The sequence below is a fragment of the Mesorhizobium sp. M7D.F.Ca.US.005.01.1.1 genome (genome assembly GCF_003952545.1).
GTDB classification, from domain to species: domain Bacteria; phylum Pseudomonadota; class Alphaproteobacteria; order Rhizobiales; family Rhizobiaceae; genus Mesorhizobium; species Mesorhizobium loti.
Window position 1 is genome coordinate 4456259 of record NZ_CP034453.1, and the last position, 22270, is coordinate 4478528.

Annotated in this window: 27 protein-coding genes; all 27 read right to left on the reverse strand. The window is 61.4% G+C overall.

Features of this window, described 5'->3' with window-relative positions:
• Positions 1-187 precede the first annotated feature (187 nt).
• The 27 genes from EJ076_RS21385 to rplX all read right to left on the reverse strand — a co-directional run bounded on the left by EJ076_RS21385 (position 188) and on the right by rplX (position 22270).
• On the reverse strand, positions 188-979 hold the full coding sequence (locus EJ076_RS21385) for an ATP12 family chaperone protein (protein WP_126069202.1): 792 nt from the start codon (positions 977-979) through the stop codon (positions 188-190).
• Positions 980-990: 11 nt separating this feature from the next.
• Entirely contained in the window at positions 991-1908 is a 918-nt protein-coding gene (locus tag EJ076_RS21390) for a DMT family transporter (RefSeq protein WP_126069203.1), read from the reverse strand.
• Positions 1909-1910: 2 nt separating this feature from the next.
• Positions 1911-2891, reverse strand: a complete 981-nt coding sequence (locus EJ076_RS21395; RefSeq protein WP_126069204.1) for an RluA family pseudouridine synthase — start codon at positions 2889-2891, stop codon at positions 1911-1913.
• Positions 2892-2951: 60 nt separating this feature from the next.
• Positions 2952-3326 carry a fluoride efflux transporter CrcB gene (gene crcB / locus EJ076_RS21400; protein WP_109672258.1) on the reverse strand — a complete coding sequence of 125 codons (375 nt, stop codon included), beginning with the start codon at positions 3324-3326 and terminating at the stop codon, positions 2952-2954.
• A 31-nt stretch (positions 3327-3357) separates the two neighbouring features.
• Positions 3358-3729: a DUF779 domain-containing protein gene (locus EJ076_RS21405; protein ID WP_109672355.1), complete on the reverse strand. Its 372-nt coding sequence runs from the start codon at positions 3727-3729 to the stop codon at positions 3358-3360.
• A gap of 122 nt (positions 3730-3851) precedes the next feature.
• A complete protein-coding gene (gene adh, locus EJ076_RS21410) occupies positions 3852-5369 on the reverse strand; it encodes an aldehyde dehydrogenase (RefSeq protein WP_126069205.1) in 1518 nt (505 codons plus the stop codon).
• A 142-nt stretch (positions 5370-5511) separates the two neighbouring features.
• Positions 5512-6483: a helix-turn-helix domain-containing protein gene (locus EJ076_RS21415; RefSeq protein ID WP_109672252.1), complete on the reverse strand. Its 972-nt coding sequence runs from the start codon at positions 6481-6483 to the stop codon at positions 5512-5514.
• Between the two features lie 167 nt (positions 6484-6650).
• Complete coding sequence (locus EJ076_RS21420; protein ID WP_126069206.1) at positions 6651-8309, reverse strand: hypothetical protein; 1659 nt, start codon at positions 8307-8309, stop codon at positions 6651-6653.
• 169 nt (positions 8310-8478) lie between these two features.
• The gene (locus EJ076_RS21425; protein ID WP_109672246.1) at positions 8479-9309 is read right to left on the reverse strand and encodes an aspartyl/asparaginyl beta-hydroxylase domain-containing protein; all 831 of its coding nucleotides are present in this window, start codon (positions 9307-9309) and stop codon (positions 8479-8481) included.
• 160 nt (positions 9310-9469) lie between these two features.
• Positions 9470-10147 carry a DUF930 domain-containing protein gene (locus EJ076_RS35845; RefSeq protein WP_245462850.1) on the reverse strand — a complete coding sequence of 226 codons (678 nt, stop codon included), beginning with the start codon at positions 10145-10147 and terminating at the stop codon, positions 9470-9472.
• Positions 10148-10152: 5 nt separating this feature from the next.
• On the reverse strand, positions 10153-11460 hold the full coding sequence (locus tag EJ076_RS21435) for a replication-associated recombination protein A (protein ID WP_126069207.1): 1308 nt from the start codon (positions 11458-11460) through the stop codon (positions 10153-10155).
• A gap of 47 nt (positions 11461-11507) precedes the next feature.
• Entirely contained in the window at positions 11508-12995 is a 1488-nt protein-coding gene (locus EJ076_RS21440) for a DegQ family serine endoprotease (protein WP_126069208.1), read from the reverse strand.
• A 200-nt stretch (positions 12996-13195) separates the two neighbouring features.
• On the reverse strand, positions 13196-13627 hold the full coding sequence (gene rplQ, locus EJ076_RS21445; RefSeq protein WP_027057011.1) for a 50S ribosomal protein L17: 432 nt from the start codon (positions 13625-13627) through the stop codon (positions 13196-13198).
• Positions 13628-13731: 104 nt separating this feature from the next.
• On the reverse strand, positions 13732-14742 hold the full coding sequence (locus tag EJ076_RS21450; protein ID WP_013531438.1) for a DNA-directed RNA polymerase subunit alpha: 1011 nt from the start codon (positions 14740-14742) through the stop codon (positions 13732-13734).
• Between the two features lie 104 nt (positions 14743-14846).
• Positions 14847-15236 (reverse strand): 30S ribosomal protein S11, encoded by a 390-nt coding sequence (gene rpsK / locus EJ076_RS21455; RefSeq protein WP_006205444.1) that lies wholly within the window; start codon positions 15234-15236, stop codon positions 14847-14849.
• 140 nt (positions 15237-15376) lie between these two features.
• Positions 15377-15745 carry a 30S ribosomal protein S13 gene (gene rpsM / locus EJ076_RS21460; RefSeq protein ID WP_006205445.1) on the reverse strand — a complete coding sequence of 123 codons (369 nt, stop codon included), beginning with the start codon at positions 15743-15745 and terminating at the stop codon, positions 15377-15379.
• Positions 15746-15955: 210 nt separating this feature from the next.
• The gene (locus EJ076_RS21465) at positions 15956-16552 is read right to left on the reverse strand and encodes an adenylate kinase (protein ID WP_056588612.1); all 597 of its coding nucleotides are present in this window, start codon (positions 16550-16552) and stop codon (positions 15956-15958) included.
• A complete protein-coding gene (gene secY, locus EJ076_RS21470; RefSeq protein WP_126069209.1) occupies positions 16549-17889 on the reverse strand; it encodes a preprotein translocase subunit SecY in 1341 nt (446 codons plus the stop codon). Before secY ends, EJ076_RS21465 begins: the two co-directional genes overlap by 4 nt.
• Positions 17890-18082: 193 nt before the next feature.
• The gene (rplO, locus tag EJ076_RS21475) at positions 18083-18559 is read right to left on the reverse strand and encodes a 50S ribosomal protein L15 (RefSeq protein ID WP_013531434.1); all 477 of its coding nucleotides are present in this window, start codon (positions 18557-18559) and stop codon (positions 18083-18085) included.
• A gap of 22 nt (positions 18560-18581) precedes the next feature.
• Complete coding sequence (rpmD, locus tag EJ076_RS21480; protein ID WP_006205449.1) at positions 18582-18779, reverse strand: 50S ribosomal protein L30; 198 nt, start codon at positions 18777-18779, stop codon at positions 18582-18584.
• A 24-nt stretch (positions 18780-18803) separates the two neighbouring features.
• Complete coding sequence (rpsE, locus tag EJ076_RS21485; RefSeq protein ID WP_006333394.1) at positions 18804-19367, reverse strand: 30S ribosomal protein S5; 564 nt, start codon at positions 19365-19367, stop codon at positions 18804-18806.
• A gap of 131 nt (positions 19368-19498) precedes the next feature.
• On the reverse strand, positions 19499-19858 hold the full coding sequence (rplR, locus tag EJ076_RS21490; protein ID WP_032925343.1) for a 50S ribosomal protein L18: 360 nt from the start codon (positions 19856-19858) through the stop codon (positions 19499-19501).
• 138 nt (positions 19859-19996) lie between these two features.
• A complete protein-coding gene (rplF, locus tag EJ076_RS21495) occupies positions 19997-20530 on the reverse strand; it encodes a 50S ribosomal protein L6 (RefSeq protein WP_013531432.1) in 534 nt (177 codons plus the stop codon).
• 89 nt (positions 20531-20619) lie between these two features.
• Entirely contained in the window at positions 20620-21018 is a 399-nt protein-coding gene (gene rpsH, locus EJ076_RS21500; RefSeq protein ID WP_013531431.1) for a 30S ribosomal protein S8, read from the reverse strand.
• Between the two features lie 12 nt (positions 21019-21030).
• Positions 21031-21336: a 30S ribosomal protein S14 gene (rpsN, locus tag EJ076_RS21505; RefSeq protein WP_013895695.1), complete on the reverse strand. Its 306-nt coding sequence runs from the start codon at positions 21334-21336 to the stop codon at positions 21031-21033.
• A gap of 27 nt (positions 21337-21363) precedes the next feature.
• The gene (gene rplE, locus EJ076_RS21510; RefSeq protein WP_013531429.1) at positions 21364-21963 is read right to left on the reverse strand and encodes a 50S ribosomal protein L5; all 600 of its coding nucleotides are present in this window, start codon (positions 21961-21963) and stop codon (positions 21364-21366) included.
• Complete coding sequence (rplX, locus tag EJ076_RS21515) at positions 21956-22270, reverse strand: 50S ribosomal protein L24 (RefSeq protein ID WP_013531428.1); 315 nt, start codon at positions 22268-22270, stop codon at positions 21956-21958. Before rplX ends, rplE begins: the two co-directional genes overlap by 8 nt.

The window sequence follows — 22270 nt, forward strand, 5'->3', positions numbered from 1 at the left end:
TCCTCCCGTGAGACCCTTGTCCTCGATACTGCGCGACAATGTCCGTGTTCTCCTCCGAACGCGGACTCAAGCACAGCCATCACGGAAAAAATGACAGAAAGCAGCCGCCAAAGGCAGCGCGTCTTTGGGATTATGACTTTGGTATTAGGTGCGCTGCGGGATGAAGCGGAGCGGGCGGCGAAACCCGTCAGCCCTTGAGCGCTTCGAGCAGGCCGATAGCGGCCATCATGTCGCGCTTGCGGGCCGCGCGGCGCGCGACCGCTTCGGCGTCCTGCCCCCATTGCTCGATTTGCCAGTCCTCGTCGACATGGCCGGCAGCCCAGGCAGCCTCAGCGTCGAGCTCGCCGAAATCGACAGCCAGTGCCAGCAGCGCCGAACCGGTCAGCGACGTCATCACGTGGATGGCGGCCAGCCGCAGCGGTTCGGCGCGCTGGGCAAGATGGCTGCCCAGCACGGCGATGCTTTCGCGTGGCTGCTCGACATGGATGATCCCCTCAGCGAGATTGAAGCGGGCCCCAAGCGTCGCCCTCGCCCAGTCGATCACCGGGTCCCAATGCTGGTTCTGCCGCTCCACCAGCCCCTGCGGCGCGTCGGCGCGGTAACAGAGCAGATCGGATGAGGCGAAGCGGAGAATGTCTTCCAGCACCGCCTGCGGATCGCTGGCGACGCCATCGATAGCGGTGTTCACAAGCCGCATCACCGGCATGGTCACCGGATCAATGGTCTCGCCCTGTGCGGCGAATTCGTCGGCGACGAGCGCTGCTGCTGCCTCGGTCGGCAGGGCCAGCAGTGCCTTGCCCGGCGTGCGCACTGGCTTGCCGTCGAGATGCACGGCAAAGCCGTCTTCCACCGGCGCGACCGAGACGGTCTTGTAGAAGCGCTTCGGCAGATGCGTTTTCATCTGGATCTGGGCGCGACGCACAGGATCGGGATCGGAAAGATATTTGCCCGCTTCGAGGTCGTTGAGGATATCACGCATAGAAGTCTCTCTCACACCGGCGTCAGCTTGCGCACCGGCCGGTTGACGATGATCAGACCGGCAGCAATCAGGCCAAGTGCCAGAAAAATGCGCATGGTCAGCGGCTCATTCAAGAACATGGCGCCGCACAAAACGCCGAAAACCGGCGACAGGAAGGTGAAACTGGACAGGCCTGACGCCGGATAGCGCCGCAGCAGCCAGAACCACAGCACATAGGTAAAGGCGACGATGTAGACCGCCTGGAAAAGCAGAGCCAAAGTCGGCAGCACGGTCAGGTCGCGAACAGGCGGACCGGCGAGAGGCAGCACCAATATGCCGACGATTGCAGCACCGGCGAGCTGATAGAGCAGAAGCTTTTCAGCACTCGCCTCCACCAGCTTCGAACGCTTGATGAGAATGTTGGTCAAGGCCCAGAAAAATCCGGAGCCAAGACTCAGGAGATCGCCGAACAACATGTCTCCGCTACCGCCAAGCTTGTCGGAAAAAACCGCGGCAAGGCCGGCAAACGCCAGCAGCAGGCCAAGGAACTTGCGCAGGGTGATCTGTTCGCCGAGCAGGAAATGGCCGCCGAGCAGCATCCAGAACGGCATTGTGTTGACCAGCAGCGTGTTGCGGGCAACGGTGGTGTGCTCCAGACCAACATAAAGGCAAAGGAACTCGATGCCGAAAAGCACGCCCACCGTGATGCCGGCGAGCAATGTCCCATCATGCGTGAAAAGCGCTATGCCGCGCCACCGGCACCAGGCGAAGACGCAAAGACCGCCGATGATCGAGCGCGCAATCGACAGGAAGACGGGGTCGTAGCCGGCGTAGGAGACCTTGGCGGCGACGTAGTTCAGCCCCCAGGAAAATGTCAGACCGACCATGATGGCGGCGGCGGCCAGGTCGACCGTGTCGCGCCGGTCGAGCGTGTCGGTGGCGCCGCTCAAGATCAGTCCTCCGCGCTGGCGTCGTCGAAGCCGATCAGGTTCCAGCTCTGGCGCATATGCGGCGGCATTGGCGCGGTGACATCGATGATACCCTTGTCCGGATGCGGAATGATGATGCGGCGGGCGTGCAGATGCAGGCGGTTTTGAATACCGCCGGGGAAATCCCAGTTGGTGTCGGCCTCGAAATATTTCGGATCGCCCAGGATCGGGCAGCCGATGTAAGCGGCATGGACACGAAGCTGGTGGGTGCGGCCCGTGTAGGGCTCCATTTCCAGCCAGGTCATCGTCTGCGCCGCCTGTTCGATGATGCGGTAATAGGAGACGGCGTGGTCGGCGCCCTTTTCGCCATGCGCGGCGACACGGACACGGTCACCGTCCGGCGTCGGCTCCTTGATCAGCCAGGTCGAGATCTTGTCCTCGCGCTTGGGCGGCACGCCCTTGACCAGTGCCCAATAGGTCTTCTTGGTCTCGCGGGCGCGAAACGCTTCCGAGAGCTTCATGGCGGCAAGCCGGGTGCGGGCGACGACCAGCACGCCCGAGGTGTCGCGATCGAGCCGGTGCACGAGCCGCGGCTTCTCGCCCTTCTGGTTGCGCCAGGCCTCCAGCATGTCGTCGACATTGCGGGTGACGCCCGAGCCGCCTTGCACGGCAAGGCCCGCCGGCTTGTTGAAGACAAAGACCTTGGGATCTTCATGGATCAGCATCTTGGCGAGAACATCGGCATCGCCCTGGTTGCGGATCGAGTGACCGGTCAGCGCGCTCTCGCCCTTCTTGTCCACCTCAAGCGGCGGCACGCGCACCATCTGGCCGGGCTCGACACGGGTGTCGGCCTTGACGCGGCCGCCGTCGACGCGGATCTGGCCGGAGCGCAGCAGCTTTTGCAGGTGGCCAAAACCAAGGCCCGGGAAGTGGGTCTTGAACCAGCGATCGAGCCGCATGCCCGCCTCGCCGGCCTCCACCGTAATCTGTTCAACGCCTGCCATATCTTTTCGCTTATCCGGTTCCCAAGCAGGGCTCGGCCTGCTCTCGGCGCGGCAATAGCATTATGAAACGGTTCTTGCGAGCCAAAGTCCCAGAAACAGGGCGATAATGGCGCCAATGACGCTGGCAAGGGCATATCCGAACGCCGGCAACGTGGCTCCCCGCTCCCAAAGCGTCGCGAAATCGAGCGAGAACGCGGAAAAAGTGGTGAAGCCGCCGAGGATGCCGGTGGCAATGAACAGCCTGAGCTCGTTCGATCCGCCGCGGCGCGCCAAGATGGCGATGAACAGGCCCATGGCGAACGAGCCGGCGATGTTGATGGCCATCGTGCCCCAGGGATAGTTGGGGCCGACAAGGCGCAGCGCGCCCATGCTGGTGAGATGACGAATACCGGCGCCGATGCCGCCACCGACCACAACGAGAAGCAGATTGAACATGACCGTTACTGCCCCTGACGGGACGGCGAGGTCAATCCCCTGTTTGCGTAGGCGCAGGCACCGCGCAAACAGTTGAACGCGTCAGGAACCGCCGCTCGCGCCCATTGTCGAGCGAGAACATGCCACCCCTGCCCGGCACGACGTCGATGATGAGATCGGTGTGCTTCCACACCTCATATTGTGAAGCGCTGATATAGACCGGCGTCTTGTCGATCTCGCCGAGCAGCACATCATTGTCACCGACGATGAAATCCCCCTGGGGATAGCACATGGGCGAGGAGCCATCACAACAACCGCCCGACTGGTGAAACAACACCGGACCATGGTCGGCGATGATTTCAGCTAGAAAGGTTCTGGCTGCCGGCGTGACTGAGACTTTTCCCAGGGAAACCTTGTCGAGCATGCCGTCCTCCATCAGGAGCGCCTTCTTCAAGAAGACACCGAGGCGCGGCCGGTCAGCCGCGCCTCTTGCACAGATCGTGCATGATCGTTCGGAAAAGGATCATGCGCCGCTTCGGGAGGCGATCAGAAGAAGCCGAGTTTCTTCGGGCTGTAGCTGACCAGCATGTTCTTGGTCTGCTGATAGTGATCGAGCATCATCTTGTGGTTCTCGCGGCCGATGCCGGACTGCTTGTAACCGCCGAACGCGGCGTGCGCAGGATAGGCATGGTAGCAGTTGGTCCAGACGCGTCCGGCCTGGATGGCACGGCCGAAACGGTAACAGCGATTCGCGTCGCGGCTCCAGATGCCGGCGCCGAGGCCGTAGAGCGTGTCATTGGCGATCGACAGCGCTTCGTCATCATCCTTGAAAGTGGTGACAGAAACCACCGGCCCAAAGATCTCCTCCTGGAAGACGCGCATCTTGTTGTGACCCCTGAACACGGTCGGCTTGACGTAATAGCCGCCCGCCAGATCGCCCGGCAGATGGTTCTGTTCGCCACCGATCAGCACTTCGGCACCTTCCTGCCGGCCGATGTCGAAATAGCTCAGGATCTTTTCCAGCTGTTCGCTCGACGCCTGCGCGCCGATCATCGTTGCCGGATCGAGCGGATCGCCCTGGACGATTGCCTCGACCCGCTTCAGAGCCTTTTCCATGAACTTGTCGTAGATCTTCTCATGCACCAGCGCCCGGCTCGGACAGGTGCAGACCTCGCCCTGATTGAGCGCGAACATGACGAAGCCTTCGATCGCCTTGTCGAAGAAGTCGTCGTCCTCCGATGTCACGTCCTGGAAGAAGATGTTGGGCGACTTGCCGCCGAGCTCGAGCGTCACCGGGATGAGGTTCTGGCTCGCATATTGCGAGATCAGCCGGCCGGTCGTCGTCTCGCCGGTGAAGGCGATCTTGGCGATGCGGTTCGACGAAGCGAGCGGCTTGCCGGCCTCGAGGCCAAAGCCGTTGACGATGTTGAGCACGCCATCGGGCAAGAGGTCGCCGACAAGGTCAGCCCACAGCATGATGGTGGCGGGCGTCTGTTCGGCCGGCTTCAGCACGACGCAATTGCCGGCGGCAAGTGCGGGCGCCAGCTTCCACACCGCCATCAGCAGCGGGAAGTTCCAGGGAATGATCTGACCGACGACGCCAAGCGGCTCGTGGAAATGATAGGCGACGGTGTCGTGATCGATCTCGGAGATGCCGCCTTCCTGGCTGCGCACGGCGCTGGCGAAATACCGGAAATGATCGATGGCCAGCGGCAGATCGGCGGCGGTCGTCTCGCGGATCGGCTTGCCATTGTCCCAGGTCTCGGCGAGGGCCAGCAGATCGAGATTGTCCTCCATGCGGTCGGCGATGCGGTTGAGGATCAGCGCGCGGGCGGCGGCGCTTGTCCTGCCCCAGGCATCCTTGGCCCTATGCGCGGAGTCGAGCGCTGCCTCGATGTCCCTGGCGTCGGACCGAGCGACCTCGCCCAGCGGCCGGCCGTTCACCGGCGAGATGTTCTCGAAATACTTTCCGGACAGCGGTGCCACCCATTTGCCGCCGATAAAGTTGTCATAGCGCTTGGCGAAGGGAACCTTGGCCGTGCGGGAAAATTCCACCTTGTTCATTGTCTTCCTCCCAATATGCAGCGCCACGGGATGTGACGTGTCACTGGGAAGAGTTGCGGATGGGCTCGGACTTGTCAGCCCATGCCCAGCATTCGACCGGTGCCGAGTGTCGCAGATCTGCGACAGCTCTGCCCCTCAAAGCTCAGTGCGGGCGGCGGATGCCGAAGCGGGCGAGCTTGCGATGCAAGGTGGCGCGTGAAATTCCAAGATTGTTGGCGGCGGCCGAAACATTGCCTTCGGCGCGCGCGATGGCGCGCTGCACCACGCCGCGCTCTGCTTCGCCCAGGTCTTCAGCGGCCCCGGCCGAGCCACCAAGGATATCGGCGGCCGGCAACCCCTTGACCAAGGTCTGTTGGGTGATGCCGAGAGCCAGGCGCGCCGAGCGCGTCGCGCCCACCACCAGATCGTCGGCATCGACAGCAATCAGCGCACCGGCACTGCGCTCGGCGACCGGCGCCAGCAAGATGCGTGCATTGGAAAACGCCAGGCGGAAATTCTCGGCCTCGATGCGGCGCGCGGCATCGCCAACCGCAATGGCGATCAGGTTGACAAAGCCTTCGGTCAGGTCCGACCGGCATGACGAGACATCGAGTGCCGCCGCCAGATTGCCTTCATGATCGAAGATCGGCGCGGTGGTGCAACTGAGCAGTGTGTTGCGCGCGAAGAAATGCTGGTCGCGATGAATGGTGAGGGCGCGCTGATCGGCAAGGCATGTGCCGATGCCGTTGGTGCCTTCGGAGTCCTCACTCCAGACGGTGCCCGTCCACAGGCCCCACTCGTCGAACGTGTCGTCGTCGGCAACAGCGCCGCGGCGGTCGACCGGGATGCCTTCACTGTCGGCAAGCAGCACGCAGCAACCAACCCCGCCGACAGCCATGTATAGCCGGTCAAGGCTGGCATCGGCGGCACGGCGCAACGGTTCCATACGCTGCCTGGCTTGCCTCAGTTCGCCTTCGGTCAAGCGTCGTGGCGCCTGTCGCTCGGCTGGATCGAGACCGTGCAATGTGAGCGAACGCCGCCAAGAGGCAACCAACGCCGAGCGCGCCGCATCGTTGCTGGCGATTGAGGCCTGGATAAAATCCGAATGATGACCCGTCGGCTGCCGTCCGTTCACCTTATCCTCCCAAGGCGACTGTCGCTTCCAACTCAACAGCAGCGTTATATCCTCCCTGATATATCCGCTGCATCAAGTTGTAGAGGAACGAGGCTCGCCGGCGCTATAAGACGATGGTGTAATAACAGCCGCGAAGAGTGACTGGGAGCCCTGCCCAAACGCTGTCGTCACCACTCAGGTGTTGTCCAGCCTGGGTACTTCTTCCTGAGGTCGGCGTAGAGGGCATCTATTTCCGTTTTGCTGACCGGGCGCACCTGTTCGTAGAGGTAGCCCATGACGTCGCCGGACAACTGATAAGCCGCGACGCGCCTATAGGCTGGGCCGATGCCTTTGCCTTCGACAATATATTGGTCCGGTATCGTGACACAGAGCTGCGCGCCCGACTGCAAATGGGTGACGGGCGGGTCGGTTACGACGATATATCTGGATTTCAGCACTCCCGGCCTGAATTGATCGCGACTATCGACCTGACAGGTCCACTCGATACGGGGGTAAAGATCTTTATCCATTTCATACAACAACGAGTCGCTCATGACCGAGCCGGAGGCAAATACCGAAAAACGGTCCTCGGGTCGCATTCTTCCAACAAGATCATCGATGAGGCGTCTGTATTCAGAGAGATTGTCGAGGTGAAGAGGGAGCGTGGCTTCCCTGGCAAAGACGTCGCTGATCGGCGATAGCATCTGGCGGCCAAGCGGAAAAAAGGTGCCAAAAAAAGCAAGTCCAGTGGCTACCGATATCGCGGCAGTCGACCATCGCGATCTCAGCGCCGGCATCGAAACGATCGCAACGATTGCCTGGGCATAGGCAGGAAAGAGCCAAAGAAACATCGGCATTGAATGATGACGGTCCGGATCCTGCATCCGGGTGAAGAGGAAAAAGGTGAGAGCCGAGGCAACGGCACAGAACAGGGAAAATCTGTTTCGGCGTATGACGGAGATGTAAAGGCCAACTACGATCAACAGCCAGTTCACATAGCTGAGCCGGGATCCTATCTGGTCAACCTGCGAAACGAAGCTCGTCTTGTATCCGCTGTAAAGGTCGCCATAGCTGGTTCCCAGGATCTTGAGGATCAAGGGTTGCTGGAAGGTCAATGCGGCTCCGACGACAACGAGAACCGCACACAAACCTCCGACGGCGGTATTCCGGAGTGCCGGAAAGTCCCGGTCTTTTGCGACCTGCAGAAGACAGAACAAGGCTGCGGAAATTCCGACCCCGATGACAGGATAGGCATACCAGCGGCGCAGCACGAACGCCAACCACAGACATATGCCGACGCGTACTCCGCTGATCACCGGTTCATGGGTCAGGAACCTCGATTTCCAAAGAAAATAGGTTGCCGCGGAGAGCGCGAGGCAGCCGGCAACATCAGGCAATCCACGAAGCGTCGCCGCCCAGAACGGCGTGTAGAGAAAGGCCGCAATCCATACCGCGAGCCAGCTTCGGGATGAAGATGTCTCGGTCGCCGCCTCCAGATAGCTCATTCTGCCGATGAAAAGGGCGGTCGGGACCAGGTAAATAGCGACTATTCCGGCGATGTATGAAAACCTCGAATCGCCAAAGACGATGTGAAACGGCATCAGCGGCACCAGGATTGCCGCACTGTAGTCTTCCGTTGCGATTGAGGCCCTCAAGTGGCTGAGCCACTCGAGAGGACTCTGGACCAAGAGCGTGCCCTGCCGATTGAACGTGTCGAAATAGGCAGCGAAGTCCCAATAATAGACAGGCTCTTCAAGGCTTACGTAAATGACTGCAAGAGCAACTCCCAGCAAGACGGTGCATAGATACGTTCCTGTCCAAAATCCGAGAGATTTATTCTTCGTCACTTGCGGCCGCCAGAAGGAGAAGAAGTAGGGCTGTCAAAGTCAACCCAAGACATCGTTTATGCAGCCAGGAGCCGTTCCGGCGCATGAGCGGCCGACAAGGATGGCCAAGTCTCATACATTCAGAGCACCCAAATGCTGCCGGCAGAACCGACTGCTCTGAGTTTAAAGCTCAGGTCGTCCCGGCTTTCTTCGGCTTGGTCGAACCGATCATCTTCCAGTTCTTGTAGAACATGGAATTGATGCGCTCGACGCTTACCGAGACGATTGCGAGCATGCCCGCGATCAGCCCCGGAACCGGGGACGGACGGATGATGTCCATGAACACGCAGTAACGACGGCCGTCATACTCGTTGACCGAGCGATGCAGCAGCGTGTCGTCGAAGATGAACAGCGGATTGTCGTACCAGTAGTTCTTGACGTTGCCGCACTCGACGAAAATCTCCGATTTCACCGGGATCAGATTGTAGAGGATGCGCAGGCTCAGCCGCAGCGGGCCGAAGTGCCAGGACGTTGATTCGCGCTTGCTGAACACGGAAACGGCGATGGTCTTGATGTATTTGAAATCCTTGTTGAACTCGGCGACATTGTCGATCTTGTGCTTACCGTACCACTGGTAGACATACATGCCGCGCCGGCCGGTGCCGAAATTGGCGTCGATGTCGGCGATGATCTCGTCCTTGCGCGCCTTGAAGATGTCCAGGACCTCATTGACCTCGCGCTGATAGTCGGCGGGAAACTGCTCCAGCTTCCAGACGCCAGGATTTCTGTAGCACAGCAAGTCGACCAGCAGATTGAAAGGCGAAAGCAGCCAGGTGAACAGGCCGTTGCCTAGGAAATAACCGCTGAACAGTGACAAATCCTTCCTGTCGTTGCGCAGCACGTCGATCAGGCCGCAAACGATGAAGATCGTCGTCAGGATGGGGATGAAATAGAAGCCAAGGGCAAGAAGCGGGATGGCAATGGCGAATTTGCGAAGGGATTTGCGAAGGTTTTTTGTCATTTTTCCACGCGCGAAGCGCGATCCTGTTGCGAATGAGGTGCCCAAATCACGGCAACGACCACCGCCCGGCCGTGCGCCTTGATAAGGTTTTTTGGGTCACCACACAACGGCCGCGGTATCGTGGCCGGCTGGCTGCCTGATGAAGCCTGCCGGTATCAGGTCAATGCACCGCCGGCAGGCCAAGCTCGTCCCATTTTTCCCTGGGAACCAGATCGCCAACCAGGAATTCGAAGCCGACGACGCTTTCACCGTCCCCAGCCAGTTGGCATCTGAACTTCAGACCATACCAGTTTCTGCGACTGCGGAAAGCCGCACCATTCGCGGCGATCGTGGTTCCAGTGATTTTTTCCTCCGCCGTTGCGTAAGGCACCACCCGCTCCGGCTGATAATCCGTGCGCCATCGGCGGATCTGATCCATGGCTTCGAGATTGCACAACTGCACCATGCGCTCGTCGGACGCGAAGGTGGCGAGATCGGCGCGCGCCTGCCGGCTGCGCGGATCGGCCAGCGTCTTGGCCGACAGCATTTCGGTCGGCCGGATCATGGCCGGCGCGGTGGGCGGTTGGGGTATGGGCGGGCTCGCAGCGGGCGGCGGCACCGCTGCCCGCACTTCGGGCACTGTCGGCGGGACGGGAGCAGGCGGCGGCCTGGTTGAGGCCTCGAACTGCTGGGGCGTCAGGATGTCGACCGACACCCGCTCTTCCTCCAGCCGTTTCGGCGGCTTCGGCAACGGCATCACGGCCAGCATCGCAGCGAGAAGCGCGTGGAGAGCGACCGCGGCGGAAATGCCCCAAGGCGAAGCCTCGTTTCGAAGCGTGACGACGACCGGGTCACGCAAACCCGCTATTCCCGCTCTTTGCGCAGCTTCGCCCAATAATCGAGCCGCTTCCTGATGTCGCGCTCGAAGCCGCGCTCGGGCGGATCATAGAAGGTCTGGCGGCCCATCTTCTCGGGAAAGTAATCCTGCCCCGAAAAGGCATCCGGCTCGTCATGGTCGTAACGATAGCCGGCGCCGTAATCCTCCTCTTTCATCAGCTTGGTCGGCGCGTTGAGGATGTGCTTGGGCGGCAGCAGCGAGCCATGTTCCTTCGCGGCCCGCGTGGCCGCTTTGAAAGCGTTGTAGACGGCGTTGGATTTGGGTGCGGTGGCGAGATAGACGGTGGCCTCGGCAAAGGCGAGTTCGCCCTCGGGCGAGCCGAGATAGTCGTAGGCATCCTTAGCGGCGTTGGCGACGACAAGCGCCTGCGGGTCGGCAAGGCCGATGTCCTCCATCGCCATGCGCACCAGCCGGCGGCCGAGATAGAGCGGATCCTCGCCGGCATCGAACATGCGCGCGAGATAATAAAGAGCCGCATCGGGATCGGAGCCGCGCACCGATTTGTGCAGCGCCGAGATCAGATTGTAGTGGCCGTCCTGGCCCTTGTCGTAGATCGGGGCGCGGCGCTGGACGATGCGCTGCAATCCCTCAGGATCGAAGACCTCGCCGGGCTTTGCTGCCCGCCAGACTTCCTCTGCCAGGGTAAGAGAGGCGCGGCCGTCGCCATCGCTCATGCGGATCAGCATGGCCCGCGCCTCGTCGTCGAGCGGCAGCGCCCTGCCCTCGGTCTCCTCGGCCCGCACCATCAGCTTGGCGATGCTCTCCTCGCCCAGCGAATGGAAGACCAGAACGCGCGCGCGGGATAACAAGGCCGCATTCAGTTCGAAGGACGGGTTTTCGGTCGTGGCGCCAACCAGCACGACGGTTCCGTCTTCCATGACAGGGAGGAAACTGTCCTGCTGGGCGCGGTTGAAGCGATGGATCTCGTCGACGAACAGCAAGGTCTGGCGGCCATTGGCGCGGCGTAGCTTGGCTGCTTCGAACACCTTCTTCAGGTCGGCGACACCGGAAAAGACCGCTGATATCTGCTCGAAGGCCAGGCTGGTTTCGCCGGCGAGCAGCCGCGCCACCGTGGTCTTGCCGGTACCGGGCGGACCCCAGAAGATCATTGAGCCGAGCGAACCAGAACCAATCAGCCTGGTCAGCGCGCCGTCAGGGCCGGTCAGATGCTCCTGGCCGACGACCTCGCCAAGATTCTTGGGCCGCAGCCTGTCGGCCAGCGGCCGCCCAAGCGGCGCCTTTTCCGGTTCATCGACGCTGAACAGATCGGCCATGCACTTCTTTTTCGTTGGAGCATGAGCCCGAATTCATGGGTCGTGCTCTAATAACGCAACACCTGACGCAGTATCTGCCCGCCACGCTCTACGGTAAAGCGCCACCAGCGCGTATCCGTCTTGGCCGCCTGCTCCAGGGTCGCGGCGGTATCGATGGTGGTGCCGTTCACTTCGCGCACGATGTCGCCCGGCTGGAAACCGAAATCGGCGGCCGGCGAATCGCGGTTGATGTCGACCACGGTGACGCCCTTGATGTCGGTGCGCAGGCCAAGCTTCTGGGCGAGCCGAGGCGACAGTTCCGCGACCTTGGCGCCTGAGAACGGGCTGCGGCCGTGCAGCGTCACTTCGGCAGCCTTCATGCCTTCCGGAGCGCGCTCCAGCGCGATGTCCATCGCCGCTTGCTGGCCTTTGGTCAGAACCGCGAAATTCGCGGCGGTGCCTATCGACAGCGTCGCCATCCGGTAGTCCAGAGCTTCGATGCTTTCGACCGGCTTGCCGTTGAGCTGCAGCACGACGTCACCGGGCTTGAGCCCTGCCTTGGCGGCCGGTCCGGTCGCCTCGACGGACGAGACCAGTGCACCGGTCGGCTTCTCCATGCCGAGCGATTCGGCGATCTGCGGCGTCACCGCTTCGAACTCGGCGCCGATATAGGGCCGCTCGAAGAAGTCGAGCCCGGCCTTGGCCGCGTCGGCAAAGGCGCGAACCATGTTCGAGGGAATGGCAAAGCCAATGCCGATTGAGCCGCCGCTGCGGCTGTAGATGGCCGTGTTGATGCCGACCAGCTGGCCGCCCATGTTGATCAGCGCACCGCCGGAATTGCCCGGATTGATTGCGGCGTCGGTCTGGATGAAGAAGCTTGAGTCGGAAACACCGATATGGCTGCGGGCAAGTGCCGAGACGATACCGCTGGTGGTGGTCTGACCGACGCCAAAGGGGTTGCCGATGGCCAGCAGCAGATCGCCGACCTCGAGCGCATCGGAATCACCGATGGCAATGACCGGAAACGGCTTGTCCGAGGTGATCTTGAGCACGGCAAGGTCGAGCGTCTCGTCCTTGAGCAGCACCTTGCTGTCGAACTCGCGCCCGTCCGCGGTCGCCACCTTGACCTGATCGGCATCCTTGATGACGTGGTAATTGGTGACCACGACGCCGGTCGGGTCGACCAGCACGCCGGAACCCAGGGAAGACTGCGCCCGCGGTTGCGAACGACCGAAGAATTCCTCGAAGAAGGGATCGCCGTCGAAAGGCGATGTCACCTTGGCGGTCTGCGAGGCATAGACATTGACCACGGCCGGCGCCGTCTGCTTGACCAGCGGCGCAAACGACAGCTGCACCTCCTCGCGGCCGAACGGCACACGCTTGTCGGGACCAGACGTGGCGTTCTCGCCTTCGACGCCATGCAGCAGATCGGTCAGCACATCGGACAGACCGGGATCGGTCTTGGTCTCCTCGGCCAACGCCTGCCTGACCACCGGCGCGGCCGCAAACGCCATCATGGCGAAGAGCAGAACAAGGGACAGTCGGTTGGCGCGCATTCACGAATCCTCCAAGGCAAGTTCGGGGGCATTGTCCCGACGATTGTGCAAAATGAAAGGCTAAGCCGCTGAAATCCGATTATTTTGGGCAAACACCCTTGGTTCTGGCCAAAAGATCGGCTTTGGCCGCAATCTACTGCTTCCAGAAAACAAAAAAGGGGCCCGCAGGCCCCTTTGAATTCAATCCGGAGAACCGAGCCTTATGCGGCTGCGGCGTCCGCGTCGGTGCCTTCGGCTTCGATACGAGCGCGGTCGCCGGCGCCCTTGGCCGAGGTGTCGCGATCGACGAACTCGATGACGGCCATCGCGGCGTTGTCACCGTGGCGGAAGCCGGCCTTCATGATGCGCAGATAGCCGCCGTTGCGGTTGGCATAGCGCGGAGCGATGGTGTCGAACAGGCGCTTGACGACGCCTTCGTTACCGATCTGGGCAATCACCTGGCGGCGGGCGTGCAGGTCGCCACGCTTGCCGAGCGTCACCAGCTTCTCGACGATCGGACGCAAATCCTTCGCCTTCGGCAAGGTCGTGACGATCTGCTCGTGCTCGAGCAGCGACACGGCGAGGTTGGCGAACATCGACTTGCGATGGCTAATGCTTCGGGCGAAGCGACGGCCTTTGAAACCGTGGCGCATGGCTCTTTTCCTTCTTCAGTTGTTCAAGAGGCCGCGGCCTCTGATGGTTTTCCGCATGACCGTCGGATCGAGCGGCCCACGCCGCCGATCCTTGGAATTCATGCTCAATATTGGTCTTCGTAACGCTTGGCGAGGTCTTCGATGTTTTCCGGCGGCCAGTCCGGCACTTCCATGCCGAGGTGCAGGCCCATCGCCGCGAGAACTTCCTTGATCTCGTTCAGCGACTTGCGGCCGAAGTTCGGGGTGCGCAGCATCTCGGCTTCGGTCTTCTGGATCAGGTCGCCGATATAGACGATGTTGTCGTTCTTCAGGCAGTTGGCCGAACGCACCGAAAGCTCGAGTTCGTCGACCTTCTTGAGCAGCGCCGGGTTGAAGGCGAGCTCGGTGACGGCCTCGGCAGCGACTTCCTTCTGCGGCTCGTCGAAGTTGACGAACAGGCCGAGCTGGTCCTGCAGGATGCGGGCGGCGAAAGCCACCGCGTCCTCGCCGGTGATCGAACCGTCGGTCTCGATCGTCATGGTCAGCTTGTCATAATCGAGAACTTGGCCCTCGCGGGTGTTCTCGACCTTGTAGGAGACCTTCTTGACCGGCGAATAGAGGCTGTCGACCGGGATCAGGCCGATCGGCGCGTCTTCGGCGCGGTTGCGGTCGGCCGGCACGTAACCCTTGCCGGTGTCGACGGTGAATTCCATGCGGATTTCAGCGCCTTCGTCCAGCGTGCAGATGACGTGGTCGGGGTTGAGGATCTCAACGTCGCCAACCGTCTGGATGTCGCCGGCGAGAACCGCACCCGGTCCCTGCTTGCGAACGACCATGCGCTTGGGGCCATCGCCTTCCATACGGATAGCGATTTCCTTGATATTCAACACGATGTCGGTCACGTCCTCGCGCACGCCGGCGATGGACGAGAATTCATGCAGAACGCCGTCGATCTGCACGGCGGTAACAGCCGCACCGCGCAGCGAAGACAGAAGCACGCGGCGCAGCGCGTTGCCCAGCGTCAGGCCAAAGCCACGCTCGAGCGGCTCGGCGACCAGCGTGGTCAGCGTCTTCTTCTTCGACGAGAACTCGATCTTGTTCGGCTTGATCAGTTCCTGCCAATTTTTCTGGATCATGATGCTTTCCTTCCGTTGACCCGCCACCATCCAATCGTGGCGGGCGACCTGGAATGCCGTGGAGGAGCGCCCAAGGGGCGCTCGCGCGACGTTCGGTAAATTGCTTAGACGCGACGCTTCTTGCGCGGGCGGCAGCCATTGTGCGGGATCGGCGTCACATCACGGATCGAGGTGATGGTGAAGCCTGCCGCCTGCAGGGCGCGCAATGCCGACTCACGACCGGAGCCAGGTCCGCAGACCTCGACTTCGAGCATGCGCATGCCGTGTTCCTGGGCCTTCTTGGCAACATCCTCGGCAGCCATCTGAGCAGCGAACGGGGTCGACTTGCGCGACCCCTTGAAGCCCTGGGCACCGGCCGACGACCAGGCAATCGAATTGCCCTGCGCGTCGGTGATGGTGATCATCGTGTTGTTGAAGGTCGAATTGACGTGGGCAACGCCCGACGAGATGTTCTTGCGTTCGCGACGGCGAACACGAGCGGCTTCCTTGGCCATGACAGTCCTTTCAGTTGATCTCTACACCGCCGTAATGCCAGCGGCTCCACCTAGGAGAAAGGCAGCAGGGGAATATGGCAGTAGGGCAGTATGTCTGCCGATCCTATTGCCTTACCGCCCTACTCCCTTACTGCCCTAAATTACTTCTTCTTGCCGGCGATCGACTTGGCCGGGCCCTTGCGGGTGCGCGCATTGGTATGCGTGCGCTGGCCGCGGACCGGCAGCGAGCGGCGGTGACGCAGGCCGCGGTAGCAGCCGAGGTCCATGAGCCGCTTGATGTTCATCGAGACTTCGCGGCGCAGGTCGCCTTCGACCTGGTAGTCGCGGTCGATGGTTTCGCGGATCTGCAGCACTTCCGCGTCGGTCAGCTGGTTGACGCGACGCTCGGCCGGGATGCCGACCTTGTCGACGATCTCCTGGGCGAACTTCTTGCCAATGCCGTGAATGTACTGAAGCGCAATGACAACGCGCTTGTTGGTCGGAATATTGACGCCGGCTATACGAGCCATGTTCTTCCCTTCTCCATGTGGGCCGGCCAATCCTCAAAAACAAGGCAGGCCCGGCGCTATCTTAAGTTGCCCCGCGTCCGGTGGAGGCCGGCCCATGCGGGAGTTTCCAGTTCAAAGCAGCTGCCTTGCCCTTGCGGACAAGCAAAGCTCATGCCTGATAGGAAGACGGGCCGCCATACCGCAGCGAACCGCTTCCGTCAAGTGCAATCGTTAATTTCCCCGCGTTGCGTCCTTGAGCACCGCTTCGATCTGTTCCGTCACGGCATCGATATCGGCCATGCCGTCGACGCTCCGGAGCTTGCCCTTGGCGTAGTAGTAGCCAATCAGCGGCGACGTCTTCTTGTAGTATTCCCTCAGACGCTCTTCGAACACGGTCGGATTGTCGTCCTTGCGAACGGGCAGACCGGCGGCCTGTGCCTCGTTGGCGCGCTTGACTATACGCCCAACCAGCGCCTTGTCGTCGACGACGAGTTCAACGACGGCGTCGAGGCCCTGGGAGCGATCCGAAAGCATCTGCTCGACCGCGTCCGCCTGCACCAGGGTCCGCGGATATCCGTCGAGGATGAACCCCTTGGCACAATCTGCCTGATCGATACGCTCGGCGACGATCGCGTTGACGATGGCGTCGGAGACCAGCTCACCGGCATCCATCACCGCCTTGGCGCGCTTGCCGACTTCGGTGCCTGCCTGGACGGCAGCACGCAGCATGTCGCCCGTCGAAAGCTGGGGTATGCCGTGTTTTTCTACCAGTCTTTGTGCTTGCGTCCCCTTGCCCGCTCCTGGCGGCCCAAGCAATATCAACCTCATCTGGCTTTCTTCCCCCCGCGCAGCTTCGACTTCTTGATCAGGCCTTCATACTGGTGCGCAATCAGGTGACCCTGAATCTGCGCAACCGTATCGAGCGTGACACTGACCACGATCAGAAGCGATGTGCCACCAAGGTAGAATGGTACGCCAGTCGCCGAGATCAGGAACTCCGGCAGCAGGCACACCAGCACCAGATAGATGGCGCCGACGACGGTGATGCGGGTGAGAACGTAATCGATGTAATCGGCAGTGCGCTCGCCCGGACGATAGCCCGGGATGAAGCCCGAATGCTTCTTGAGCTGGTCGGCGGTGTCCTTCGGGTTGAAGACAATCGCAGTGTAGAAGAAGGCGAAGAACACGATCATCGCCGCATAGAATGCCATGTAGAGCGGCTGGCCGTGGCCGAGCGAGGCGAGCACGGTGCTTGCCCAGGCCGGCATGTTGGTCGTCTGCGAGAAGCCGGCGACGGTGGCCGGCAGCAACAGCAGCGACGAGGCGAAGATCGGCGGAATGACGCCCGATGTGTTGAGCTTCAGCGGCAGGTGCGAGGTATCGCCCTGGAACATGCGGTTGCCGACCTGGCGCTTCGGATACTGGATCAGCAAGCGGCGCTGGGCGCGCTCGAAGAACACGATGAGCGCAATGACGACGATGGCCAGCACGATGATCGCCAGGATCAGGCCGGTCGACAGCGCGCCGGTGCGGCCAAGCTCCAGCGTGCCGGAGATGGCGTGCGGCAGGCCGGCGACGATGCCGGAGAAGATGATCAGCGAAATGCCGTTGCCGATGCCGCGGGCGGTGATCTGCTCGCCCAGCCACATCAGGAACATGGTGCCGCCGACCAGCGTGACGACGGTCGAGATACGGAAGAACATGCCGGGATCGCTGACGATGCCGTTGCCGCCTTCGAGGCCCACCGAAATACCATAGGCCTGAACCAGCGCCAAAAGCACGGTGCCGTAGCGTGTGTACTGGTTGATGACCTTGCGGCCCTGTTCGCCTTCCTTCTTCAGCGCTTCCAGCGACGGGATGACCGAGGTCATCAGCTGCATGATGATGGAGGCGGAGATGTAAGGCATGATGCCGAGCGCAAAGATCGCCATGCGCTGCACGGCGCCGCCGGCGAACATGTTGAACATGCCGAGCACGCCCTTGCTCTGTGAGGAGAAGGCCTGAGCGAAGGCGTCGGGATTGATACCGGGAAGCGGAATGTAGGTGCCGAGGCGATAGACGAGCAGCGCGCCGATCGTGAACCAGATGCGTTTCTTAAGATCCTCCGCCTTGGCGAAGGCCGAGAAATTCAGATTCGAGGCTAATTGTTCAGCAGCCGAAGCCATGCCTGATTCTCCGCTTGGTAACGCTTGATGGCCCTTGAGGTCAGGCGGTGCGTTTCACCGAAGCTCACGAGATAAGCTCCGGGCTCTAAACATGCAAGCGGCCGCGTTGACGCGGCCGCCTAATCGAGCAGATCAAAGCGCAATCGTGAGCAAGAACGGATCCCGCTCCGGCCGATCGCGCTTCAAATTGCTGTTACTCAGCAGCTGCCTTTTCCTGCGGCAGCTTGACCGAACCGCCGGCCTTTTCGATCTTCTCGATCGCGGCCTTGGAGGCGCCGGCAACGTCAAAGGCCAGCTTCGCCTTGATCTCGCCGTCCGAGAGGATGCGCACACCGTCCTTGACGCGGCGGATGACGCCGGCGGCAACCAGCGATTCAGCCGTCACGGTTGCCTTGGCGTCGAGCTTCTTGGCGTCGATGGCCACCTGGATGCGGGCCAGCGACACGACAGTGAAGCTCTTGGCGAAGATGTTGTTGAAGCCACGCTTCGGCAGGCGCCGGTAGAGCGGCATCTGGCCACCCTCGAAGCCGTTGATGGCGACGCCGGAGCGTGCCTTCTGGCCCTTGACGCCGCGGCCGCCGGTCTTGCCGGAGCCGGAGCCGATACCACGGCCGAGACGCTTCTTGGAGTGCGTCGCGCCGTCCTTGTCACGCAGATCGTTGAGTTTCATCTGAGTTCTCCTGCGCTCTGGCTCAGCCCTCGTCCACGACGCGGACGAGATGCTGGACGGCAGCGATCATGCCGCGCACGGAGGGCGTATCTTCCAGTGTGCGCTGCTTGTGCATCTTGTTGAGGCCGAGGCCGACCAGCGTCGCGCGCTGTTCCTTCGGACGGCGGATCGGCGAACCGATCTGCTCAACGGTGATGGTCTTGGTTGCTTTCTTGGCCATGGTCAAAATCCCTGGTCAGATCGACTATTCTTCAGCCGCAACGGCGGTGCCGCGGCGGGCCTGAAGGGTCGAATACTTGATGCCGCGAGCAGCAGCCACATCCTTGGGATGCATCTGGCTCTTCAGCGCGTCGAAGGTGGCGCGAACCATGTTGTAGGGGTTCGACGAACCCATCGACTTGGCGACCACGTCATGCATGCCGAGCGTCTCGAAGACAGCGCGCATCGGGCCACCGGCGATGATGCCGGTACCTTGCTTGGCAGCGCGCAGCAGCACGCGTCCCGCGCCCCAGCGTCCTTCGACGTCGTGATGCAGCGTACGACCCGAGCGCAGCGGCACGAAGATCATGTCGCGCTTGGCCGATTCAGTTGCCTTGCGGATAGCTTCCGGCACTTCGCGCGCCTTGCCGTGACCAAAGCCGACGCGGCCCTTCTGGTCGCCGACGACGACGAGTGCTGCAAAACCGAAGCGACGGCCGCCCTTGACGACCTTGGCGACGCGGTTGATGTGGACGAGCTTGTCCACCATGCCGTCATCGCGTTCTTCACGATCGCGGCCGCGGCCGCCATCCCTACGTTCCTGTGCCATATCCTGTTCCTTGTTTTTTTCCGGAAGCACGGTTGCTGATAAGATCCGGCGCCTCTGTGGGTCACCGGGGGCGAAATCATTTCCTTCGCATAATCTTTATCCGAAAAGTCTGCAACTTTTCGGGATCATGCTTAGAAGCTAAGACCGCCTTCGCGGGCAGCCTCGGCGAGCGCCTTGACGCGGCCGTGATAGATGTAGGCGCCACGGTCGAAGACGACTTCCTTGACGCCGGCCTTGGTGGCGCGCTCGGCGATCAGCTTGCCGATCGCGGCGGCAGCGGCGGTGTCGGCACCGGTCTTGAGCGAACCCTTGAGGTCCTTCTCGAGCGTCGAAGCGGCGGCAATGGTGTGGCCCTTGGCGTCGTCGATGACCTGCACGTAGATGTTCTTCGACGTGCGGTGGACCGACAGACGCGGGCGCTCACCAGCGACCTTCTTGATCTGACGGCGGACGCGCTGCGCGCGGCGCTGGATGGATTCCTTGGTAGCCATGATAGTTCCTTGCCTTCAAAAAACGGGGGCCGCCATGTGCGGTAGGCGAATGCGCCTCCCGCGACCGCTCCCCGCGGCGTTGCACTTCCTTAGCTTGGTCTTTTTCGAAAAGTCTTCAACCTTTCGGGGCCAAGCCCACTACTTCTTCTTGCCTTCCTTGCGGACGATCTTCTCGCCAGCATAGCGGACGCCCTTGCCCTTGTAGGGCTCGGGACCACGATACTCGCGGATCTCGGCCGCAACCTGGCCGACCTGCTGCTTGTCGATGCCGGCCACGGTGATTTCAGTCGGCTTCGGCACCGTGATGGTGATGCCCTGCGGCGTCTCGTAGACGACGTCATGGCTGAAGCCAAGTGCCAGCTGCAGGTTCTTGCCCTGAAGTGCCGCGCGATAGCCGACGCCGGTGATCTCGAGCTTCTTTTCGAAACCGTCCTTGACGCCCTGCAGGATGTTGACGATCTGCGTGCGCGACATGCCCCACTTGGAGCGGGCGGTCTTGGTCTGGTCGCGCGGCTGGACAGCGATCTCGCTGCCTTCCATCTTGACCAGGACTTCGTCGTTCACCACGAACTTCAGCTCACCCTTGGGGCCCTTCGCCGTCACGGTCTGGCCATTGACGGTCGCGGTCACGCCCTGCGGCAGCGAAACGGGTTTCTTTCCAATACGAGACATTTTGTTGTCCTCGTCACTTCTCTTGTTTCAGGTCTCTGTCTTCGGGAACGATCCGAAGACCGGATTCCACTTTGCGGTCAACTGCCAGATCAGAAGATCTGGCAGAGGATTTCACCGCCGACATTCTGTTCACGTGCTTCGTGGTCGGCCATCACGCCTTTCGGTGTCGAAAGGATGGCGATGCCGAGGCCGTTGGCAACCTGCGGAATCGACTTGGCCGAAACATAGACGCGGCGGCCTGGCTTCGAGACACGGGCGATTTCGCGCACGACCGGCGCGCCGTCGAAATACTTCAACTCGATCTCGATTTCGGACTTGCCGTTGTCGAAGTCGGTCTGGCTGTAATCACGGATATAGCCTTCAGCCTTCAGCACGTCGAGGACGCGGGTGCGCAGACGCGAAGCCGGCGTCGAAACGCTCGACTTCTTGCGGCCATACGCGTTGCGGATGCGGGTCAGCATATCGCCGAGAGGATCGCTCAATGACATGTTATGTCCTCCTTACCAGCTCGACTTGACCAGGCCCGGGATCTGGCCGTTATTGCCGAGATCACGAAGCGCGATGCGCGATACTTTGAGCTTGCGATAGTAGGCGCGCGGACGGCCGGTGACTTCGCAGCGGTTGCGGATGCGGATCTTGGCCGAGTTGCGCGGCATGGCAGCAAGCTTGAGCTGAGCGCGGAAGCGCTCTTCCATCGGCTTGGACTGATCCATGATGATCGCCTTCAGGGCAGCCCGCTTGGGACCGTACTGGTCGGCAAGCTTGCGGCGCCTGTTGTTCTTCTCGACTGAGCTGGTCTTTGCCATTTCAGATTTTTCCTTTTCTCGCTGCCGTTACTGGCGGAAGGGGAAGTTGAAGGCCTTGAGCAATGCCCTGGCTTCGTCGTCCGTCTTCGCAGTCGTACAAACGATGACGTCCATGCCCCAGATCTGATCAACCTTGTCGTAGTTGATCTCCGGGAACACGATGTGTTCCTTGATGCCCATGGCATAGTTGCCACGGCCATCGAAGCTCTTCGGATTCAGTCCGCGGAAGTCGCGGACGCGTGGCAGTGCGATGTTCACGAGGCGATCGAGGAACTCGTACATGCGTTCCTTGCGCAGCGTGACCTTGGCGCCGATCGGCATCTTCTCGCGGACCTTGAAGCCGGCGATCGAGTTGCGGGCGCGGGTGACGACGGCCTTCTGGCCGGCGATCATGGCCAGGTCTTCGGCCGCGATCGAAGGCTTCTTCGAATCGGCGGTCGCTTCGCCAACGCCCATGTTCAGCACGATCTTGTCGATGCGTGGAACCTGCATCTCATTGTCGTAGCCGAACTGTTCCTGCAGCGCCTTGCGGATGGTCTCATTGTAGACCTGCTTGAGGCGCGGCGTGTTCTGAGCCTTGGACTGTTTGCTTTCAGCCTTGGGCTTCGTGGTTTGAGCCTTAGCCATTGATGACTTCTCCCGAGCGCTTGGCGACGCGCACCTTCTTGCCGTCCTTCTGGAAGATGAAACCGACGCGGGTCGGCTTGCCATCCTTGGGGTCGGCCAGCGCGATGTTCGACAGCTGGATCGGCGCTTCCTTGGTGATGATCCCGCCCTCTTGGGACTGGGACTGCTTCTGGTGACGACGGATCATGTTGACGCCGCGCACCAGCGCGGTGTCTTCCTTCGGCTGTACCGAGAGGACTTCGCCCGAACGGCCCTTGTCCTTGCCGGCCAGCACGACGACCTTGTCGCCTTTTCTAATCTTTTGCAT

Bases quoted from the DNA above. Each gene is read 5' to 3' on its own strand.
- EJ076_RS21385 (WP_126069202.1), bottom strand. From the start codon at position 979: ATGCGTGATATCCTCAACGACCTCGAAGCGGGCAAATATCTTTCCGAT.
- EJ076_RS21395 (WP_126069204.1), bottom strand. From the start codon at position 2,891: ATGGCAGGCGTTGAACAGATTACGGTGGAGGCCGGCGAGGCGGGCATG.
- crcB (WP_109672258.1), bottom strand. From the start codon at position 3,326: ATGTTCAATCTGCTTCTCGTTGTGGTCGGTGGCGGCATCGGCGCCGGT.
- EJ076_RS21405 (WP_109672355.1), bottom strand. From the start codon at position 3,729: ATGCTCGACAAGGTTTCCCTGGGAAAAGTCTCAGTCACGCCGGCAGCC.
- adh (WP_126069205.1), bottom strand. From the start codon at position 5,369: ATGAACAAGGTGGAATTTTCCCGCACGGCCAAGGTTCCCTTCGCCAAG.
- EJ076_RS21425 (WP_109672246.1), bottom strand. From the start codon at position 9,309: ATGACAAAAAACCTTCGCAAATCCCTTCGCAAATTCGCCATTGCCATC.
- EJ076_RS21435 (WP_126069207.1), bottom strand. From the start codon at position 11,460: ATGGCCGATCTGTTCAGCGTCGATGAACCGGAAAAGGCGCCGCTTGGG.
- EJ076_RS21440 (WP_126069208.1), bottom strand. From the start codon at position 12,995: ATGCGCGCCAACCGACTGTCCCTTGTTCTGCTCTTCGCCATGATGGCG.
- rplQ (WP_027057011.1), bottom strand. From the start codon at position 13,627: ATGCGCCACGGTTTCAAAGGCCGTCGCTTCGCCCGAAGCATTAGCCAT.
- EJ076_RS21450 (WP_013531438.1), bottom strand. From the start codon at position 14,742: ATGATCCAGAAAAATTGGCAGGAACTGATCAAGCCGAACAAGATCGAG.
- rpsK (WP_006205444.1), bottom strand. From the start codon at position 15,236: ATGGCCAAGGAAGCCGCTCGTGTTCGCCGTCGCGAACGCAAGAACATC.
- rpsM (WP_006205445.1), bottom strand. From the start codon at position 15,745: ATGGCTCGTATAGCCGGCGTCAATATTCCGACCAACAAGCGCGTTGTC.
- EJ076_RS21465 (WP_056588612.1), bottom strand. From the start codon at position 16,552: ATGAGGTTGATATTGCTTGGGCCGCCAGGAGCGGGCAAGGGGACGCAA.
- secY (WP_126069209.1), bottom strand. From the start codon at position 17,889: ATGGCTTCGGCTGCTGAACAATTAGCCTCGAATCTGAATTTCTCGGCC.
- rplO (WP_013531434.1), bottom strand. From the start codon at position 18,559: ATGAAACTCAACGATCTGCGTGACAAGGACGGCGCGACGCACTCCAAG.
- rpmD (WP_006205449.1), bottom strand. From the start codon at position 18,779: ATGGCCAAGAAAGCAACCAAGACCATCACCGTTGAGCAGATCGGTTCG.
- rpsE (WP_006333394.1), bottom strand. From the start codon at position 19,367: ATGGCACAGGAACGTAGGGATGGCGGCCGCGGCCGCGATCGTGAAGAA.
- rplR (WP_032925343.1), bottom strand. From the start codon at position 19,858: ATGGCTACCAAGGAATCCATCCAGCGCCGCGCGCAGCGCGTCCGCCGT.
- rplF (WP_013531432.1), bottom strand. From the start codon at position 20,530: ATGTCTCGTATTGGAAAGAAACCCGTTTCGCTGCCGCAGGGCGTGACC.
- rpsH (WP_013531431.1), bottom strand. From the start codon at position 21,018: ATGTCATTGAGCGATCCTCTCGGCGATATGCTGACCCGCATCCGCAAC.
- rpsN (WP_013895695.1), bottom strand. From the start codon at position 21,336: ATGGCAAAGACCAGCTCAGTCGAGAAGAACAACAGGCGCCGCAAGCTT.
- rplE (WP_013531429.1), bottom strand. From the start codon at position 21,963: ATGGCTAAGGCTCAAACCACGAAGCCCAAGGCTGAAAGCAAACAGTCC.
- rplX (WP_013531428.1), bottom strand. From the start codon at position 22,270: ATGCAAAAGATTAGAAAAGGCGACAAGGTCGTCGTGCTGGCCGGCAAG.